This is a genomic window from Marmoricola sp. URHA0025 HA25 (assembly GCF_054059435.1).
The window spans coordinates 26,588-43,518 of record NZ_JBSSCD010000001.1 but is presented as its reverse complement, the minus strand read 5'-3'; the positions used below and the strand labels follow the sequence as shown (position 1 = coordinate 43,518).

Sequence of the window (16,931 nt, the reverse complement as noted above, 5' to 3'; positions counted from 1 at the left end):
CTCACGCGGTCGCAATCTTGAGACCCGCATCCGCCAAATCGAGCAGGTTCGACTCGTCGGCGCCTGGGTCCGAGATCAACATGTCGAGGCGATCGAGCGGACAGACTTGGACAAGGCCGCGCTTCCCGAGCTTCGACCCGTCGGCCAAGACGATCACCCGCTCGGCGGCGTCAACGGCAGCAGCCTTCGTCTCTCCCTCGCTGAGGTTGAAGGAACTGAGGCCGTCTCTGTTGATCGCGCTGGCGCCCAAGAATGCGATCTCCACATTGATCGTTCGCAACGACGCTACTGCCATCGGCCCCGCGGTGGATCGTGTCCGATGACGCAGAGCGCCGCCAATGAGAATGACTTCAACTCCCGTATCCCCGCGTGTGATGTCGAGAGCGATGTCGGGACTGTTCGTGACGACCGTGAGACCCGGGATCCGTCTGACCAACGGGACCATCGATTGCACCGTCGTGCTGGCGTCGAGGAAGATCGTCGAGCCGGGACGGACGAGCTTCGCTGCGGCAGCGCCGATGGCGCGCTTCGCTTCGAGGTTGAGCTGAGACTCCAACGAGATCGGACGCTCGTCGGGCTCTACTGCCAACGCGCCGCCACGGACGCGCTTGATGAGGCCTTCGTCAGCCAGGGCCGCCAGGTCGCGGTACACGGTCGCTGGCGCGATGCCCAAGTCGCCGCAGAGCGCTGCCGCTGTGGCGCTTCCCTTGTCAGTCACGTACGCGAGCACCTTCGCGCGGCGTTCGGCGCTCAACCTCGGTGCGCTTCTTTGAAGGCTCAAGACCCCAACACTCCCGTCCTCAAAACATTTCTCTCGTCCATGATAGAGGGTGAACGATCGTGATAATTAAAGCGCATTCAAGGCCGGTACGGCGGTGAGGGCCGCTGTTGCGCACGGCGGCGGGCGGATCAGCATCGAGTCGGTCCCTGATCCAACGCCGGCTCCCGATGACATAGTCGTCCGAGTTCGCGGGTGCGGAATCTGTGGCACTGATCTCCACGCCCTCGGCGGAGAACTTGGAATTTCTTTCCCGCGGATCCTCGGGCACGAGGCATGGGGGGAGGTCGTCGCACTCGGAGGAGGCGTCCACAATGTCGCGATCGGCGACTCGGTCGCCATCGACCCGACACTCATGTGCCGAACGTGCGATGAGTGTCTAGCGGGCCACACGAACCTGTGTGTCAATCGCGGTGTCATCGGCGGCACTCAAGATGGCGCCTGGGCCGAGCTTGTCAGCATTCCCCAACAGAACGCACATGTCCTTCCGCCGGATTACCCTCACGAGCTCGCTTCCCTCATCGAACCGATCGCCTGCGCAGTTCACGGCCTAGAGCGACTCAACCCTGATCCCGGAAATGCGGCTCTCGTCCTGGGCGCCGGAACGATGGGCTTGCTGATGGCCGTCATGTTGGAACATCGAGGCGTCGGGCCCGTGGCAGTGAGTGATGTCAACCCGGAGAAGCTGCTCAATGCCAGAGAAGACTTCGGCCTCACGACCATCAACCCTGACATGGTTGACGACCGCTCTTTCCGTACCGTCGTGGAAGCAACGGGCAACCCCTTGGGCTTTGAGGCAGCGATGCGTGCCGTGGGGCCCGCGGGGGCCGTGCTTGTCTTTGGTGTTGCATCTCCAACCGCCTCAGCCCGCGTTAACCCGCACCAGGTGTACGCGGATGAGTTGAGAATCGTTGGGTCCATGGCGATCCTCGACTCGTTCGCCCCAGCTCTCGAGGAGGTCGTGAGCCTACGTTCTCGCTTGGCTCCACTCATCACGCATCGGTTCCCACTGGATCGCGCTGCTGACGCCGTAGAAGCGCTGCGGGCTGGCGCCGCAATCAAGGTAGTACTCGAACCGGGGACTAGATGAACGCGCAAACTGGACCCTCTTCCTCGCCGACATCGGCGGCGCAGTCACTTCTCCCGGGCAAACCGCGCTCGCGGGGTGTGCCACGCCCGCCTCTGTTCGAGGTCGGCCCGAAGAATTATCTCGATCGTCTTGCAGTGCTCGACTTGGCACGGGCCGCGGCAGAAATATCCGACGCCTTGGACGTGGACATCATCTTCACCGCACCAGTATTGGACGTCGAGGCCGTCAAGCGCAGCGCACCATGTCTCTGGACCTTCTCCCAAGCTGTCGATGTGGCGGACGCCGGACCGAGCTTGGGTGCGATCCTCCCTGACTCTCTAGTCGCCGCGGGGGCGGATGGTGTCATGCTCAATCACAAGGAGAGGCCGCTCGACGCGACGACTCTCGCTCAGGCGATCCGTCGCTGCCGAGAGGCCGGGCTGCTCACCATCGTCTGCGCCGACGATCGCGAGGACGCCAGACGAATCGCGTGCCTCAACCCGGACATTCTCTTGGTCGAACCACCCGACTTGATTGGCACACAGCTTGGTGGTGAGCGGCCATGGATTCGCGAAGTCGACACTGCCGTCCGCGAAATCAGCCCGGAAATCTTGGTAATGCATGCCGGAGGCATTGCTTCCGCGCGAGACGTGGAGACCGTTGTCAGGTCGGGGGCCCTCGGCACCGGTGCGACGAGCGCGATTGTGAACGCGACTGAACCATCCCGTGCGCTGCGGGAGCTTGTGCAGGCCGTCCGAAACGCCTGGGACGAGCGTCCACCTGTCATGCCAGCCGGCGGCACCTGAACGACAGAGCGGTGACTCCACCACCTGCACGACCACGAGAGAGGATCGTTCCTTGAGCACTCACGCTGCAACCTTGATCATCGACACTGAAGCCCGCATTACCTACACAGACATCACGGATTTCGTGATCGACACGGTCCGTGCATCCGACATCGAGCAGGGCATCGTCGTCGTGTCGTCGCCACACACCACGTGTTCCGTGGTCATACAAGAGGCCTCGCACGACGTCAACTATTACGGAACTGAGTTCCTCATGCAGGACTTGACGCATGTCCTCGAGACTTTGGCCCCCCGGACGACGACCGAGGGGCGATATCTCCATCCAGGGCCGATTCACATCGAGGAGGCGCGCCGCCTGCGGTCTGAAGAGGCGTGGTGGAGCCTCAATGTCGATGGCCACCTTCGCTCCGTGCTCCTGGGACGCTCAGAGTCAATCCCGGTCGTGGCCGGTAACCCACAGCTTGGCGAGTTCGGCTGCGTCTACTTTGCGGACTTCGACCAAGTGCGCGCGCGCACTCGCAGCGTCAAGGTCGTCGTAGTCGGGTGATGCACGCCTGCGGGCATCCATTTGCTCCACCCTCGGCCGCTAAACTGAACAGCACAGGTTCGTCACGGCGCCGCGGTGATAAAGCCGCCGACTTCGTCGCGGAAGGCGGAATTCGCGAGGGTCATTTGTCGCCCGCTTGGTTGCTCGCATTGACCGTCCCCTCTATTGGCCGACCCTCGGTGAGGGCAGAAGGGCTCGCGTACGACCTCGGCAGGCTCTCAACCCTGGCGTGGTGTCCTACGGTCGGAGCCAGGCACCCTGCGCAAGGAACTTGCTCAGATTTGCGACCGGGGTTACGCCGTATGTAATGGGACGAGCTGCTCACCGGGCGATGAGGTGGCGGTCCATCGCATCCAGTCGCGTCGCCGGCGCCGGGCGGGTCTCGAAGTACCCTCAAGGGAGTGGAGGAGGGTGCCGAAGCGGCCGCTCTTGGTGCGCGCGAAGACGTAGAGATCCATCAGCTCGGCCGCGCCAGCGAGGTCACCGGTCAATTCAATCGCGTACAGATCGGCCGCGATCTCCTGGCGCCTGGACAGGTAGGTCCACCACGCGAGGACGACCGCAGCGGTCAGCGAGGCCACGGGGAGCGCGACCGAGACCGAGGCTGCGCGGGCGACCCCGATCATCAGAGGGATCATGACGAAGAAGGGCACCACCACGGCGTAGTGGCGCAGCACCGACCGTCCGGTGGCGTACGTGACGGCGTAAGCCAGCTCGTGGGCGAGCAGGCTGTCCAAGCCGACCCGGCTCACGACCCCGGCCCCGCTGGCCAACAGGATGGTCGCCGGCTCGTTGAGTCGGAACCTGGTCACCGCCGGACCTCCGGTTCCCAGGCCGGCGACGGAGGCGGGGGCTGGGCGGCCGAGGATCGGCACGACGGTGACGTCGACGCGCGGCTCGCCGGCCCGCGCGCAGAGCTCGTCGAGGAGCTCCTAGGCACGCCGGGCGAGTTCAGGGTCGCTCGAGGTGGCCGGCGGTCGCCACTCCTGGCGCAGTTCAGTGCGCAGATTCGCAGCTGGTGGACCACACCGAAGACCATCAGCGCCAGGCCAGCCAGTGTCAGAGCCACCGCGAGCGCCAGGGCTGCCCACTGAAGAGCACTCATTGGTCGGTCACCTGGGTTCCGCCGCTACAGCCGGTCCTCCGGGTCGATCTGGACGACGTCCACGCGGACCTTGCCGGGACTCGGCGCGCCGCCGACCAGGTCGGAAAGCTGGTCTTCGATGAAGCTACCCGACCCGCTCGCGCGGGCGAGGCGACCCCACGCCAGGTCCAGACGACCAGCAGAACAGGTGTCGGGGTGGTTGCTGTCGTCCATCTCGCGTCTTCTCCCTCCTGTTGCGTCCGTCGTGGTCAGCGGGCCGGGCCAGCGGGTGGACGGCCATGTGCCAAGGTCGCCGGCTCCGGTCGCTGCCCGCGAGCGTTCGGACTCTCGACGGTCTCGGGCGGCGAGGCGTCGAGACCGGCGGAGCGGACCCGGTCCCACGCGCTGGGGTGGACGCCGCCCTCAAGTGCTGAGGCAACCAAGAGGGCGAGGTTGTAGGACTGCAGCTCGTCGGCCGGGATCCGGTCCAAGGCGGCCCAGGCGCGTGCCCCGTCGCCCTTGCACCAGTTCGACAAAGCCGCGAGCGTCGCGACGGGCGCGATGAGCTCGTCGGGTGATCGCCGGGTCAGGTCTTCCCACAGGGGACTCCAAGACGAGGCGGTCTCGCCGGTGATCCGGGCGGCCATCTGGTCGCGCACCGGAACCGATTGCAAGCAGGCGAGCATGCGAGCCGCCTGCGGGTCAGTCAGGGACCGACCGTCCTCGAGGAAGGCCTCCGCGCGCCCGATGGCCCACTGCCGCTCGCGGGCCGGCGTGCTGTTCTCCATGTCGCCGGCCACACCGGGCAGGTAACGCATGACTGGCCCCGGATCACCGCGGAACGCCTCCTCGAGCGCTGCTCGCGACGGCGCCGGCGCCCGACGACCAGCGTGGACCATCTCTGCGTCGATCCGGCTGGCTGCGTCGCCAGTGCGCACTCCGCTGACTCCGGTGTCGAGGTCGGCCCAGCGCTGCTCACCGGCCCACAGCCGACCGCGGACGTGGACACCGGCCTCAGCCAGCGCTTCGCGCAACTGGCGGCTGGCCGGATCGACCTCGCTCGAGCTGTCCGCGAACCCGATCACCATCACGTCGCCTCCACCGGTGCGACCGTAGGCGCGCATGAGGCTGTCGACCATCTCCGTCCGCTCGGCCTGGCTCGACGGCAGGTCGACCCGCGAGCCTGGCAGCCCCGGGCTGACCGGGATCACCACGATCGATGACTCGACGCGACAAGCCCATCAGGTGCGGTACAGCCGCAATCAACTCGTCAGGGTTCCTGACCCTCAGCTCCATCACTTCGCCTCCTGTCCGGATGCGCGGGCGCCCGCCCGCTACCCACAGAAGGCATCCGAGGTCCGCCTCGTGCTCACCGCGGCGTGAGGTCGCCCCATGAAGCTCGGCCGCCACGGTTCGGGTTGTCAGCCGAATCGGCGCGGCCGGCGGTTCGGTAGCTGATTGGGAGGTGGCGGCAGAGTGCCCCCGCGACGACGGCGGGCTGTCTCGGCCGCAACGAGGACCGCCTCGCGGACGAACGCTGAACGTGACGAGACGCGGCCGAACTCCCTGCGGTCCCCGAGGATGGCCTCCTTCACCTGTTCGAGCAGCTCGACCGGCAGCGGGTACATCTGGTTGAAGCCCCGGCCAGGAGTCACCTCGGGCAAGTCGGAGGCGCGATCGGCTCGAGCCTTCGGTGTCAGCTCAGCGTGCTCGTCGAGCGCCCGACGGAGCCAGTCGACGAAGAACTCCGGGCCAGCCGGCGTCGCGTCGAGGTCGGCGACGTACGCCGACCGCGCCAGGTCGTAGACCTGTCGCTGCCAATAGATCCCGGTCCGGACCATCCCAGACTCGGTGCCGCCCGCAGCGCCGGCCGACCCCGCCGGCGTAGGGGTCTGCGAGCTCTCACTCATCCGACCACCCGGCTAACACCAACGCCGTTGCATTCCCGGTGCGCGTCCTGTTCGACGTCTCCCAAGTCACTGTGCCATTCCAGCTCACCAGAGCATCGAGGGCGCGCAGAAGCGCGAACCCGCGCCGTTGCGCGGGCGGCGTACGGACTGCGGCTTTCCACATCGATCACCAGAGCGGTCCTTTCCACAGTCGCGGGATCGACCAGCCCGCAGAGGGCCGGTTCTCGGAAGACTGATCCTGTCAGTTAGTTCTATTAGACACCAAGGAGCAGTCTGCCATGACCGACCAGATGACCGACCCGTCGATTGGCCACTTGATCGACCTCGACCCCGCCACCCTCACCATCGCTACGAACGTGCGCACCGACGTGGCCGAGGACAAGGACTTCGCCAACTCGATCAAGACACGCGGCGTCTTGGAACCGGTGACCGTGTACCACGCCGAGGACGGCACCTACGCCGTGCTCCGGGGCCAGCGCCGCACGCTGACCGCCGCCAAGGTCGGCACCCCGAGCGGCACCATCCCCTGCCGGGTGGTGGCCCGTCCGGAGGACGCCGACCGGATCGGCGACCAGATGGTCGAGAACATCCACCGAGCCGGGATGAGGCAGAGCGAGATCCTCGACGGTGTCGAGCAGCTCGCACTCCTGGGCGTCTCTGCCGCCCAGATCACCAAGCGGGTCGCGCTCCGGCGAGCCGAGGTCGACGCCGCGCTCGCCGTGGCCAGCAAGGAGCACAGCCGCACCCGCGTGGACAGCGGGGACCTGACCTTGGAGCAGGCCGCGATCTACGCCGAGTTCGAAGGCGACGACGCCGCGATCGAGCGCCTGGACAACGCGGCGCGCTGGGGCCGGTCCTTGGAGCACACCGCCCAGCGGCTGCGCGACGAGGCTGTCGAGCGCGAGGCAGACGCGGCTGCGTTCGCCGAGGCGTTCGAGCGCCTGACCGCCGAGGGGCTGCCGGTACTGAGCGCGGAGGAGGCCGAGCAGGCCGAGGAGTCGGGCGAGGTGCTGCGCATCTCCCGACTGGTCACCGCCGAGGGCGAGCCGGTTCCGGAGGAGGAGTGGCCGTACGTTCCCAGTGCCCGAGTCCAGATCGTCAAGGAGTGGATCTACCCCGACGAGGACGAGTGGGACGACGACACCGCCGACGCCACCGACGGCACCGAGGACGGGGCGAGCGACGAGGAGGACCGGGACGACGAGCACGCCGAGCCGTATCAGGCGTGCGTGCCGGTGTGGGTGGTCACCGACCTCGACGCGTCTGGCCTGCGTCGTCGCGGCACCGCCACGGACAGCAGCATCGGTGTCGAGAGCGAGGCGAACGCCGAGGCCCGCGCCGAGGCCAAGCGCGAGGAGCGCCGACGCGTGATCGCCAACAACAAGGCATGGACGAGCGCCGAGGCCGTGCGTCGCGACTGGGTGACCACGTTCCTGTCCCGCAAGACCCCGCCCAAGGGTGCCGAGGCCCTGATCTGCGAGGCGGTCGTGACCGGCGCGCACTTCCTGTACAAGGCCATGGAGAACAACCACCCGATGCTGCGCACCCTCAGCGGCGTCGGCGCGGAGAAGACCCGGTGGGACTCAGCTGGCGAACTGGCCACCATGGTCGCCAAGGGCAGCACCCCGAAGACCGCGACCATGACCACGCTGGCCGCAGTCGTCACCGCGTGGGAGGCGACGCTGGGCAAGCACACCTGGCGCAACCCGTCGCGCTGGGACGCCCGCATGCTCACCGCCCTGACCGAGTGGGGCTACCAGCCCAGCGAGGTCGAGTCGCTGCTGCTCCCCCACCCCGAGGTCAGCGAGGAGGCTGGCCCCGAAGCCGAGTCCACCGAGGACACGGACGAGGTCAGCGGTCAGCACTCGGGTGCCTGAGTTCACCGCCGATCCCCGGTGGCGGGCCATGAGACCCCGAGGACTCCGGCCCGCCACCGGCCAACGCGGAAGGACGCCAGCCATGACCACCCCCACGACGCCCGCCGTCGCCCAAGACGCCCGAGCACTGCGCGAGACGACCTGCGAGCTGATCCTGATCGAGCACCGCCTGCGCGGCCTGCGCCGCTGGACTCCTGACAGCACGACGTTGTACCTCGACCAAGCGCTCGTCAACCTCGCCGCCGCGCTCGACAGCCTGCACGCCGCGCACCAGACCCGCACCGTTCCCAACCCGGCAAACCGGAACGGAGAACGAGCATGAGCGTGCACGTCAAGCGGCTCGCCGCCAACGCAACCTGCGCCAAGGTGATCGCACCCGGGGAGGACTGGGTCCCCGCCCAGCACCACCGCGCCGAGCGCTACGTCCTCGCGCTCTCCACCGACGACGTCACCGCGTTCGAGGGCACCCTGCCCGAGTTGCGCGCCCTCGCCGCCCGCATCACCGCCGTCGTCGCCTCCGTCGCGAGCGCGGTCGACGCCGGACTTCGACGATGAAGGCGGTTCGCCCTTCCGGACCCGTCCGCCTGAACCCGTAGCCGGCGGTCTCACCACAGCGTGAGCTGCTCGCCCAGCAGCTGACGCAGCCGCTCGAGGTCAGCGGCCACCGCCTCAGGGTCGGTGCGCGCCAGATCGCGCAGTTCCCGCGCCCGCCGGCGCGGGCCGCGCGGGTCGGCCAGCGGGCTGCCCACGTCGTGGCGGCGCACCGCCCACTCACGCCGGTTGCGCAGAGCGCTCGACCGCTCGACGTGCCCCGCCGCGATCCGCTGGCACAGCGGGTTGTCACAGCGGTGTCCGAGCAGCCGCGCCTCCTCCAAGGCCTCGATCCCGTGCATCACGGCGTACGCGAACCGATGGGCGATGATCACCCGCCCCGGCGCGACCCAGAACCGCCCGTGACCTCCCCCGGTCTGCGCCTCCCGGCGCGACCGGCCGGCCACCGCGCCGGTCCACCACAGGCAGTCGTTCCCCGGCACCGTCACGATCTTCGATCGGTACAGCGCCAGCCGTGCCGGATCGGCCAGCGCCGCCGCGAGCGCGGCGACACCGGCCTGATCCATCCGTCGTACGGGCACCTACTCCCCGCGCTCAAACCGCCGCCGCGACCGTGTCGCGGCTTACCCCCGCCGCCGCCACCGCTGCCCGCTTCTCCTCGACCTGAACAATCCGGCGCAGCCGAGTCGCCTCCCGCTCGTCGAGCCGGGACCCGCACGCCTCCAACGCCTCGCGCACGCTCAGACCCTCGACGTCGACCAACTCCTGCAGCGCGCCGCCCGCGAGCCGCTCGGTCCGCTCGACCACCAGGTCACGCTCATCCAAGTTCGCGATCACCGTCGTCGCGAGGTCCAACACCCGCCGCTCGCGCGCTCGCGCCGCCTCGCGCTGCTTGGTCTGAGCATCGCGCGCGGCCTTCCGTGCCTCCGCGAGCAGCGCTCGCTGGCTCTTCTCGCTCATCGTGGGTTCCTTTCACACGTCCGGTTCGGAATCTGTCACCCACGTACGACATTTCGACCCGCCCTCGTGCTCATCACCAATCAGATTTCTCGCTGGAACCTCGCCGCCACCACCAGCCAGCACCCCACCTCCAGCACGACCGCCACTCAACCGCCTGCCGGACTCCCGCCGACCAACGTTCCTCCTGCCCGAACCGCGCCATCAATCGACAACACACCTTTTGCATTCTCGGCGTCTCTAATAGAACAAATACAGTGCGGGAGTGAGCACCAGGAGTGGTCCAGATCCCTTCTGTGGGTGTGACCATGTCCATCCACAAGCTCACCGCGGGGTCCGGGTACGACTACCTGACCCGCCAGGTGGCCGCCCAGGATGCGACGAGCAAGGGCGGCGTCGGCCTGTCGACCTACTACACCGAGAAGGGCGAGACCCCCGGCGTGTGGATGGGCGCTGGCATGGAGGGCATCGACGGCCTGGCTGTTGGCGACCAGGTCACCGCCGACCACATGCAGAGCCTGTTCGGCTCCGGGCACCATCCGCTGGCAGACCAGCGGATCAAGGAGCTCGACCTGCGGATCGGCCGCGCGGGGGAGACGACACCGACCGCGGCGGAGTACAAGGCCGCGACCCGGCTCGGCACGCCGTACAAGGTCTACAAGAACGACGTCACCCCCTTCCAGCGGGAGATCGCCACCCGGTTCGCGGCGTTCAACGAGGCCGCCGGGCTGCCCGGCGACTGGCCGATCCCGGCCGCCGACCGCGCCCGGATCCGCACTGAGGTCGCACAGGAGTTCTTCAAGGCCGAGCATGGCCGTGACGCCACAGACGCGCGCGAGCTGGCCGCCACGATCGCGAAGAACTCCCGCGCGAAGACCACGGCGGTGGCCGGCTACGACCTGACGTTCTCCCCGGTGAAGTCGTTCTCGGTGATGTGGGCGCTGGCCGATCCCGCCACCGCCGCGAAGCTCGAGCAGGCCCACAACCAGGCGGTCACCGACGCGCTGAAGTTCATCGAGGAGAACGCCCTGTTCACCCGCGAGGGCACCAACGGTGTCCGCCAGGTCAACACGCGCGGCCTGGTCGCGACCGCGTTCACCCACCGCGACTCGCGCGCCGGCGACCCGGACCTGCATACGCACGTGGCGATCGCGAACAAGGTCCAGACCCTCGAAGGCAAGTGGCTGGCAATCGACGGCCAGCCCCTGCACAAGATGGTCGTCGCGGCCTCGGAGTTCTACAACGCGCGCCTGGAGGCCCACACCCGCGACATGGTCGGTGTCCGGTTCGCCGAGCGTCCCAACGCCGACGCCCGCAAGCGGCCGGTGCGTGAGATCGTCGGGATCGACCCCGCGCTGTGCCAACACTTCTCCAAGCGACGGGCCAGCGTCGAGCAGCGCCGCAACACGCTGGTCGCCGAGTTCCAACGCACCCACGGCCGCCCACCGACACCGGTGGAGACGATGCAGCTGGCACAGCAGGCCACCCTGGAGACCCGCGAAGCCAAGCACGAGCCCCGCACGATAGCCGAGCAACGCGACGGCTGGATGCGCGCGGCCGAGGGACACCAGGGCTCGGTCGAGAAGGTCCGGGAGATGATCCGGGCCGCGGCCAACCCCACGGCGGTGAACGGCGTACGGGCCGACTCGAAGTGGTTCACGCAGACCGCCGAGCGGATGGTCGCCACGATGGAAGCCGCCCGCGCCACGTGGCAGGACAACCACGTCATCGCCGAGGCCTGGCGTCACATCAAGGCCGCCGACATCCCCACCGACCAGCAGGCCTACGTCGCTTCCATGCTCGTCGACGACGTCCTCACCGGCCGCTCGATCAGCCTCGGCCGCCCCGCCGGATCCGAAGAGGACCGCATCACCGAGCCCGCCGAGCTGCGCAAGGTCGACGGCACCAGCGCGTACGCCAAGGCGCACACCGCACTGTTCACCACCGAGCGTGTCCTGGCCGCCGAACAGCGCCTGGTCGACGCAGCCGGCCTCAGCGAAGGGCGCCCCGTCGCCCCCGGGACCGTCGACATGGCGCTGCTCGAATCGGCCGCGAACGGCGTCACCCTCAACCCCGGCCAGACCACGCTCGTGCGCGAGATGGCCACCTCCGGGGCCCGGCTCCAGCTGGCGATCGCTCCCGCCGGATCCGGCAAGACCACCGCGATGAAGGTCCTTGCCCGCGCCTGGGGCGAGGAGGGCGGCATCGTCATCGGCCTCGGTCCTTCGGCCGCGGCCGCGGCCCAGCTGGGCGAGCAGTTCCGCGCAGCCAGCGACTCCCAGCAGGCAACCGCCGACACGCTCGCGATGCTCACTTACGCCCTCGACAACGGCAAGCCGCTGCCGGAGTGGGCCCACGACATCGACGAGCGCACCCTCGTCGTCATCGACGAGGCCGGGATGGCCGACACCATCTCGCTCGATACCGCCGTGCAGTTCGTGCTCTCCCGCGGCGGCAGCGTCCGACTCATCGGCGACGACCAGCAGCTTGCCGCGATCGGTGCCGGCGGCGTGCTGCGCGACATCCGCGCCACGTACGGGGCGCTCCAGCTCTCGGAGCTGATGCGGTTCAGCGACCAGGCCGAAGGCGCAGCCTCACTCGCGCTACGCGAGGGACGCGCCGAGGCGCTCGGCTATTACCTCGACAAGCAGCGCGTACACGTCGGCGACCTCGCCACGATGACCGAGGAGGTGTTCACCTCCTGGCAGGCCGACCTAGGACTCGGCCTAGACGCGATCATGCTCGCCCCCACCCGCGACCTGGTCGCCGACCTCAACCAGCGCGCCCGCGCACACCGCCTTGAGGGCACCGACCGCGCCACCATCGGTCGCACCGTGCGCCTCTCCGACGGCAACGACTCCTCCATCGGCGACGTCATCATCACCCGCAGGAACCAGCGGTCCCTGCGCATGACCCGCACCGACTGGGTCAAGAACGGCGACCGATGGACCATCCTCGACGTCACCGCCAACGGCGGCCTCCAGGTCCAGCACATGAAGACCGGCCGCCTGCTCAAGCTGCCCGCCTCCTACGTCCAGGAGTGCACCGACCTGGGCTACGCATGCACCGTTCACACCGCCCAGGGCGTCACCGCCGACTCCATGCACGGCCTGGCCAACGGCGAGGAGTCGCGCCAGCAGCTCTACACGATGATGACCCGCGGCCGCCACGCCAACCACGTCTACCTCGGCGTGGTCGGCGACGGCGACCCGCACTCGGTGATCCGCCCCGAGCTGCTCAACCCCCGCACCCCCACCGACGTCCTCGAGCGGATCCTCGCCCGCGACGCCTCCCCGAAGTCGGCGACCACACTGCGCCGCGAGGCCACCGACCCAGCCATCCGGCTCGCCGAAGCCGCCGCGGCCTACACCGACGCGCTATATGTAGCCGCCGAGAAGACGCTCGGCAGCGAGGTTGTCGCCCGTCTCGATGAGGCCGTCGACCGCGTCGTCCCAGGCCTGTCGGAAGAAGCGGCCTGGCCCGCGCTGCGCGCGCACCTTCTCCTGCTCGGAGCCGCCGGCGAGGACCCCGTCGTCATGCTGACCGCGGCCGCAGGCGACCGTGAGCTGACCACCTCGCGCGACAGCGCCGCGGTCCTCGACTGGCGCCTGGACGCCTCCGGCCTACGCAACTCCGGCCGCGGACCGTTGCCCTGGCTACAGGCCGCCCCTGCCGCGATCGCACAGCACGAGACCTGGGGCCCATACCTCGAGCAGCGCGCCCAGCTCGTCACCACGCTCGCCGAGCAGGTCCGAGAGCGGGCCGCGTCGAGCATCATCACGCCGACGTGGGCGACCAATGGCACCCGCTTGGACCCCACGGTTCGAGGCAACGTAGAGGTCTGGCGGGCCGCGATGGGCGTCGACCCTGCCGACCAGCGACCCACCGGCCCCACCCAGCAGCAGAAGGTGGCAAGCACCTGGCAGCGGCGCCTCAACAAGCAGGTCGCCGGCGACCGGACGCCAGCGGTCCGCGAGTGGAAGCACGTCCTGACCAGAATCAGCAGCAGCATCGCCGGGGACGAGTTCAGCCCCCTGTTGGCCGAGCGGCTCGCGTCGATGTCGCGCGCCGGCGTCAACGCACGCAGCCTGATCACCGCCGCCGCGCAGGCCGGTCCGCTTCCTGACGACCACGCGGCCGCCGCACTGTGGTGGCGCATCTCCCGCCATGTCGCTCCCGCCGTGGCGGCACGCCTCGCCGCCCGCGAGCAGGTCACCGCGGCGACTTGGACCCAGCAGCTCGTCGACCTCATCGGCACAGACCGGGCAACCGCGCTCCAGCAGAGCTCGTGGTGGCCCGCGCTCGTCTCGGTGGTCGACCACGGCCTCCAGCGCGGCTGGGAACTCCACCGGCTTCTCGACCTCGACCCCACCAACTCGGCCGGACTGCCCGCCGACGTCGATGAGTGCCAGGCGATGGTCTGGCGAGCCTCGCTCTCGACCGACGACATCCCCACCGACAACCCCGACCAGCTGTGGGACATCCCCGAGAGCCTCCCACCCGAGGACCTCGAGGACCTGCTCAACGAGCTCGCCAGCGAGCACCAGGTCCGCACCCGAGACACCGACTCGACGGACGGCGACGAGCAGACGCACCCCGAGCACACGACCGTGCCCGGCGAGGACTGGACGCCCCTCGACGACATCGAGGCGCCCTACGACCCGGCATGGGAGGAGGCCATGGCCGCCCCCGAGCGGGACCACGGCCAGGCCCCGGTCGACACGTTCGATGTCGACCGGACGCTGCTCTTCGCCCGGTTGAGCCGCGACGTCCGGGTCATCGATGAGAAGACCTTCTACTCCGAGGCCGACATCAAGCGGCAGATGGACCGGGCCGATGCCTGGCATGTCTCACCGGTCTCTCGGGATCGGATGCTCCAGATCAACGAGATGACCCAGCAGTTCTTCGAGCGTCAGTTCACCGCACAGGGCTCCTGGGGACGCCCGTACCTGGCCGAGCGGTTCGGCACCGACCTGGCCGGGCACGAGCACTTCCGGCCCGGCCAGGCACCCGCAGGCTGGAACAACCTGGTCAAGCACCTGCGCCGCCAGGGCGTCACCGACGAGGAGATGGTGGCCACCGGTGTCGCCACCATCGCATCCAACGGGAACCTCATCGACCGCTTCCGCGACCGGGTGATGTTCCCGATCACCCACCCCGGCTCCAACGGCGCCAACCGCACCGAGATCCTGGGGTTCGTCGGCCGCCGCCACTCCGAGGTCACCGACGACCGCAACCCGAAGTATCTCAATACCGGCGCCACTCCCCTGTTCAACAAGGGCGCCCAGCTGTTCGGCGCGATCGAACCGATGCTTGCTGCCGGCGCTACGCCGGTCATCGTCGAGGGTCCGATGGACGCGATCGCCGTCACCTTGGCCACCGAGGGTGCGCAGGTTGGGGTCGCGCCGCTGGGCACGTCGCTGACCGAGGACCAGGTCGCCCAGCTGGCTCGCCAGTTCCAGCGCACCGGCCGCGACCCGGTCGTCGCCACCGACGGCGACCTCGCCGGCCAGGTCGCCGCCGAGCGCGACTTCTGGCTCCTTACCGGCATGGGACTCGACCCCTCTCACGTGCAGATGCGCGAGGGCAGCGACCCCGCAGATCTCCTCACAGAACACGGTCCGGCTGCTCTCGCCGAGACCCTCTCCACGCCGCGCTCGCTGGGCGAGGTGCTGCTCACCGAACGCCTTGATCACTTGCCGAACGACCGAGCCCGCCTCGAAGCGGCCAAGGTGCTCGCGGCCCAGCCCGGCCGCGCTTGGGAGCCCGGACTCGACCAGGTCGTCGCGAGACTTCAGATCTCCCAGATCCAGGCACGGCGCGACCTCGCTGCCGCAGTCACCGCCTGGGACGCTGACCCCCGCAAGGCCGCCAACGACGGCGTCAACGGGGTCAGCGACGTCAAGGCCCGCATCGAGCGGGAGAAGGCAGCCGCGCTCACCCCGGCCGAGCGGTGGGCACCGGTCGCCGCGGCCGCCGACGCTCGCCTCGTCGAGCAGCTCGACTGGCCACTGCTCGCCAACATGATGCAGGAGATCTCCGACGCCGGGCACGACGTCGCCGGCACGGTGCGCCGGCTGGTCGACGAGAAGCCGCTCGCCGACCAGCCGGCCCGCGACCTGCGTTACCGGCTCGTGTCACGCGTCGACGTCACCGTCAAGACCGGCGAGGGCCCGACCGTCGGCGCTCGCCGCGGCGCGGAGGAGGCTCGCCGCAAGGCGCCGACTCCCCCGACGCAGCGCCCGGACGGTCCCCGTCGGTGACCCCACGCTCGTGACGCGACCCCAGCAGTGTCAGCGTGCAGACCGGACGCCACCGCCGCCCCTGTTAGCCGTCGCTCTTGAAGCAGGCGATCGCGCGCAACTTCGGCACGTCCCACATCCACCGGTTCGGCGTCTGCCAGACCAACCTGGACGGATAGCCGAGCACCTTGCGGCACTCTCGATTAGCGGTCGCGTCGAGCGGCCTTCCCGGGGAACCGGCCGCTCAGGTGCCAAAGTGCGACGGCGCGAAACGCGTGCGGATCGCTGGAGGCAACCGTGGGGTACTTCGGTCCACCGCTGGTGCACAACTGGTACACCACTGGGACGGAGCCGGCCTTCAGTAGCGGGAGTGTGCGCCCTGCAGCGGTGTGACCTGGCTCCTGCTTGGTCCAGATGCCGGCGATCAGGTCACACCGGTACCAGTGGGCACCCCGCTTGATCTCGCTGCGCGTCGGCACGACGTAGGCGTACTGGATCGTGGTCAGCTGCACGTCCTTGACGCCGGCGGCGCCCGGAAGGCTGTTCCGCAGCGGGTCCCGACCAGTCTTGCTACCCGGCGGTGCGGCATGTTCACGAGATCCACGGTCGCTGGCAGGAGGCCGACTGCGAACGTGAGCGCGGTGTGCGGCTCGGAGCAGTCGGCCACGGGGGTTGTGTTCGCTTCCGGTGGGACGTCCTTGCGCCGCAGTGCTCGGCACTCCCCGACCGCCGGCATGTTGAGCTTCGGGTCAGGAGCCGCGGCAGCCGGTGCGGCCGCCGCAGTCGAGGTTTCGGCTCGTTCGCTGAGGACGACCAGCCGGCCAGCGATCCAAGAATGGCCGCAGACTGAGTCGGGGCGCGCGCCTGACAGATTGCTCCTCCATGACCCAATCCGAGCAGGCGTGGGGCGCCCAGGTGCGCCCAAAATGCTTCCTGGCGAACCATCGGGCCACGAATTCGCCCTCAAGCCGGCTACGGGCGTATGGAAGTTCTCTCAGAGCGATTCTGAGCGAGCGCCGCTCATCGAGCGTCGGGCCGGGTTGTGGACTCTGAGGCGGCATCGTGTGCTCTTAGGTCTGACCGCGAGCGTGGCCGGGGAAGACGGTTCA

At 68.8% G+C, this 16,931-nt stretch carries 15 protein-coding genes; 7 read left to right on the top strand and 8 right to left on the bottom strand.

Features of this window, described 5'->3' with window-relative positions:
* Position 1: 1 nt before the first annotated feature.
* Positions 2 to 754 carry a DeoR/GlpR family DNA-binding transcription regulator gene (locus ACVW00_RS00170; RefSeq protein ID WP_457108884.1) on the bottom strand — a complete coding sequence of 251 codons (753 nt, stop codon included), beginning with the start codon at positions 752 to 754 and terminating at the stop codon, positions 2 to 4.
* A 121-nt stretch (positions 755 to 875) separates the two neighbouring features.
* Between ACVW00_RS00170 and ACVW00_RS00165 the strand changes: the two genes are divergently transcribed.
* Genes ACVW00_RS00165 through ACVW00_RS00155 form a run of 3 tightly spaced genes read left to right on the top strand, consistent with a single transcriptional unit; the run spans position 876 to position 3,200 of the window.
* The gene (locus ACVW00_RS00165; RefSeq protein WP_457108883.1) at positions 876 to 1,868 is read left to right on the top strand and encodes an alcohol dehydrogenase catalytic domain-containing protein; all 993 of its coding nucleotides are present in this window, start codon (positions 876 to 878) and stop codon (positions 1,866 to 1,868) included.
* Complete coding sequence (locus tag ACVW00_RS00160; RefSeq protein WP_457108882.1) at positions 1,865 to 2,653, top strand: triose-phosphate isomerase; 789 nt, start codon at positions 1,865 to 1,867, stop codon at positions 2,651 to 2,653. Before ACVW00_RS00165 ends, ACVW00_RS00160 begins: the two co-directional genes overlap by 4 nt.
* Positions 2,654 to 2,705: 52 nt before the next feature.
* Positions 2,706 to 3,200, top strand: a complete 495-nt coding sequence (locus ACVW00_RS00155) for a YjbQ family protein (protein ID WP_457108881.1) — start codon at positions 2,706 to 2,708, stop codon at positions 3,198 to 3,200.
* A gap of 293 nt (positions 3,201 to 3,493) precedes the next feature.
* On the opposite strand, the gene ACVW00_RS00150 is transcribed toward ACVW00_RS00155, so the two are convergent.
* The 4 genes from ACVW00_RS00150 to ACVW00_RS00135 all read right to left on the bottom strand — a co-directional run bounded on the left by ACVW00_RS00150 (position 3,494) and on the right by ACVW00_RS00135 (position 6,194).
* Positions 3,494 to 4,012 (bottom strand): M48 family metalloprotease, encoded by a 519-nt coding sequence (locus ACVW00_RS00150; RefSeq protein WP_457108880.1) that lies wholly within the window; start codon positions 4,010 to 4,012, stop codon positions 3,494 to 3,496.
* A 317-nt stretch (positions 4,013 to 4,329) separates the two neighbouring features.
* Positions 4,330 to 4,518 carry a hypothetical protein gene (locus tag ACVW00_RS00145; RefSeq protein WP_457108879.1) on the bottom strand — a complete coding sequence of 63 codons (189 nt, stop codon included), beginning with the start codon at positions 4,516 to 4,518 and terminating at the stop codon, positions 4,330 to 4,332.
* 35 nt (positions 4,519 to 4,553) lie between these two features.
* A complete protein-coding gene (locus ACVW00_RS00140; RefSeq protein ID WP_457108878.1) occupies positions 4,554 to 5,498 on the bottom strand; it encodes a DUF4192 domain-containing protein in 945 nt (314 codons plus the stop codon).
* A 207-nt stretch (positions 5,499 to 5,705) separates the two neighbouring features.
* Positions 5,706 to 6,194 carry a hypothetical protein gene (locus tag ACVW00_RS00135; RefSeq protein WP_457108877.1) on the bottom strand — a complete coding sequence of 163 codons (489 nt, stop codon included), beginning with the start codon at positions 6,192 to 6,194 and terminating at the stop codon, positions 5,706 to 5,708.
* A gap of 278 nt (positions 6,195 to 6,472) precedes the next feature.
* Here ACVW00_RS00135 and ACVW00_RS00130 point away from each other — a divergent pair, with 278 nt between their 5' ends.
* From ACVW00_RS00130 to ACVW00_RS00120, 3 genes are all read left to right on the top strand, one after another.
* Positions 6,473 to 8,071 (top strand): ParB/RepB/Spo0J family partition protein, encoded by a 1,599-nt coding sequence (locus ACVW00_RS00130; RefSeq protein WP_457108876.1) that lies wholly within the window; start codon positions 6,473 to 6,475, stop codon positions 8,069 to 8,071.
* 82 nt (positions 8,072 to 8,153) lie between these two features.
* On the top strand, positions 8,154 to 8,393 hold the full coding sequence (locus ACVW00_RS00125; RefSeq protein ID WP_457108875.1) for a hypothetical protein: 240 nt from the start codon (positions 8,154 to 8,156) through the stop codon (positions 8,391 to 8,393).
* Positions 8,390 to 8,626, top strand: coding sequence for a hypothetical protein (locus ACVW00_RS00120; protein WP_457108874.1), 237 nt, complete (start codon positions 8,390 to 8,392; stop codon positions 8,624 to 8,626). The genes ACVW00_RS00125 and ACVW00_RS00120 overlap by 4 nt, the downstream gene beginning before the upstream one ends.
* Before the next feature lie 50 nt (positions 8,627 to 8,676).
* On the opposite strand, the gene ACVW00_RS00115 is transcribed toward ACVW00_RS00120, so the two are convergent.
* Positions 8,677 to 9,189 (bottom strand): hypothetical protein, encoded by a 513-nt coding sequence (locus tag ACVW00_RS00115; RefSeq protein ID WP_457108873.1) that lies wholly within the window; start codon positions 9,187 to 9,189, stop codon positions 8,677 to 8,679.
* A 28-nt stretch (positions 9,190 to 9,217) separates the two neighbouring features.
* A complete protein-coding gene (locus ACVW00_RS00110) occupies positions 9,218 to 9,583 on the bottom strand; it encodes a hypothetical protein (RefSeq protein WP_457108872.1) in 366 nt (121 codons plus the stop codon).
* Positions 9,584 to 9,888: 305 nt separating this feature from the next.
* Between ACVW00_RS00110 and mobF the strand changes: the two genes are divergently transcribed.
* Positions 9,889 to 15,843, top strand: a complete 5,955-nt coding sequence (gene mobF / locus ACVW00_RS00105) for a MobF family relaxase (RefSeq protein WP_457108871.1) — start codon at positions 9,889 to 9,891, stop codon at positions 15,841 to 15,843.
* 182 nt (positions 15,844 to 16,025) lie between these two features.
* Here mobF and ACVW00_RS00100 read toward each other — a convergent pair whose 3' ends face one another.
* The gene (locus ACVW00_RS00100) at positions 16,026 to 16,334 is read right to left on the bottom strand and encodes a hypothetical protein (protein ID WP_457108870.1); all 309 of its coding nucleotides are present in this window, start codon (positions 16,332 to 16,334) and stop codon (positions 16,026 to 16,028) included.
* Positions 16,335 to 16,931 lie beyond the last annotated feature (597 nt).

Bases quoted from the DNA above. Each gene is read 5' to 3' on its own strand.
- ACVW00_RS00135 (WP_457108877.1), bottom strand. From the start codon at position 6,194: ATGAGTGAGAGCTCGCAGACCCCTACGCCGGCGGGGTCGGCCGGCGCT.
- ACVW00_RS00130 (WP_457108876.1), top strand. From the start codon at position 6,473: ATGACCGACCAGATGACCGACCCGTCGATTGGCCACTTGATCGACCTC.
- ACVW00_RS00125 (WP_457108875.1), top strand. From the start codon at position 8,154: ATGACCACCCCCACGACGCCCGCCGTCGCCCAAGACGCCCGAGCACTG.
- mobF (WP_457108871.1), top strand. From the start codon at position 9,889: ATGTCCATCCACAAGCTCACCGCGGGGTCCGGGTACGACTACCTGACC.
- ACVW00_RS00145 (WP_457108879.1), bottom strand. From the start codon at position 4,518: ATGGACGACAGCAACCACCCCGACACCTGTTCTGCTGGTCGTCTGGAC.
- ACVW00_RS00160 (WP_457108882.1), top strand. From the start codon at position 1,865: ATGAACGCGCAAACTGGACCCTCTTCCTCGCCGACATCGGCGGCGCAG.
- ACVW00_RS00115 (WP_457108873.1), bottom strand. From the start codon at position 9,189: ATGGATCAGGCCGGTGTCGCCGCGCTCGCGGCGGCGCTGGCCGATCCG.
- ACVW00_RS00110 (WP_457108872.1), bottom strand. From the start codon at position 9,583: ATGAGCGAGAAGAGCCAGCGAGCGCTGCTCGCGGAGGCACGGAAGGCC.
- ACVW00_RS00120 (WP_457108874.1), top strand. From the start codon at position 8,390: ATGAGCGTGCACGTCAAGCGGCTCGCCGCCAACGCAACCTGCGCCAAG.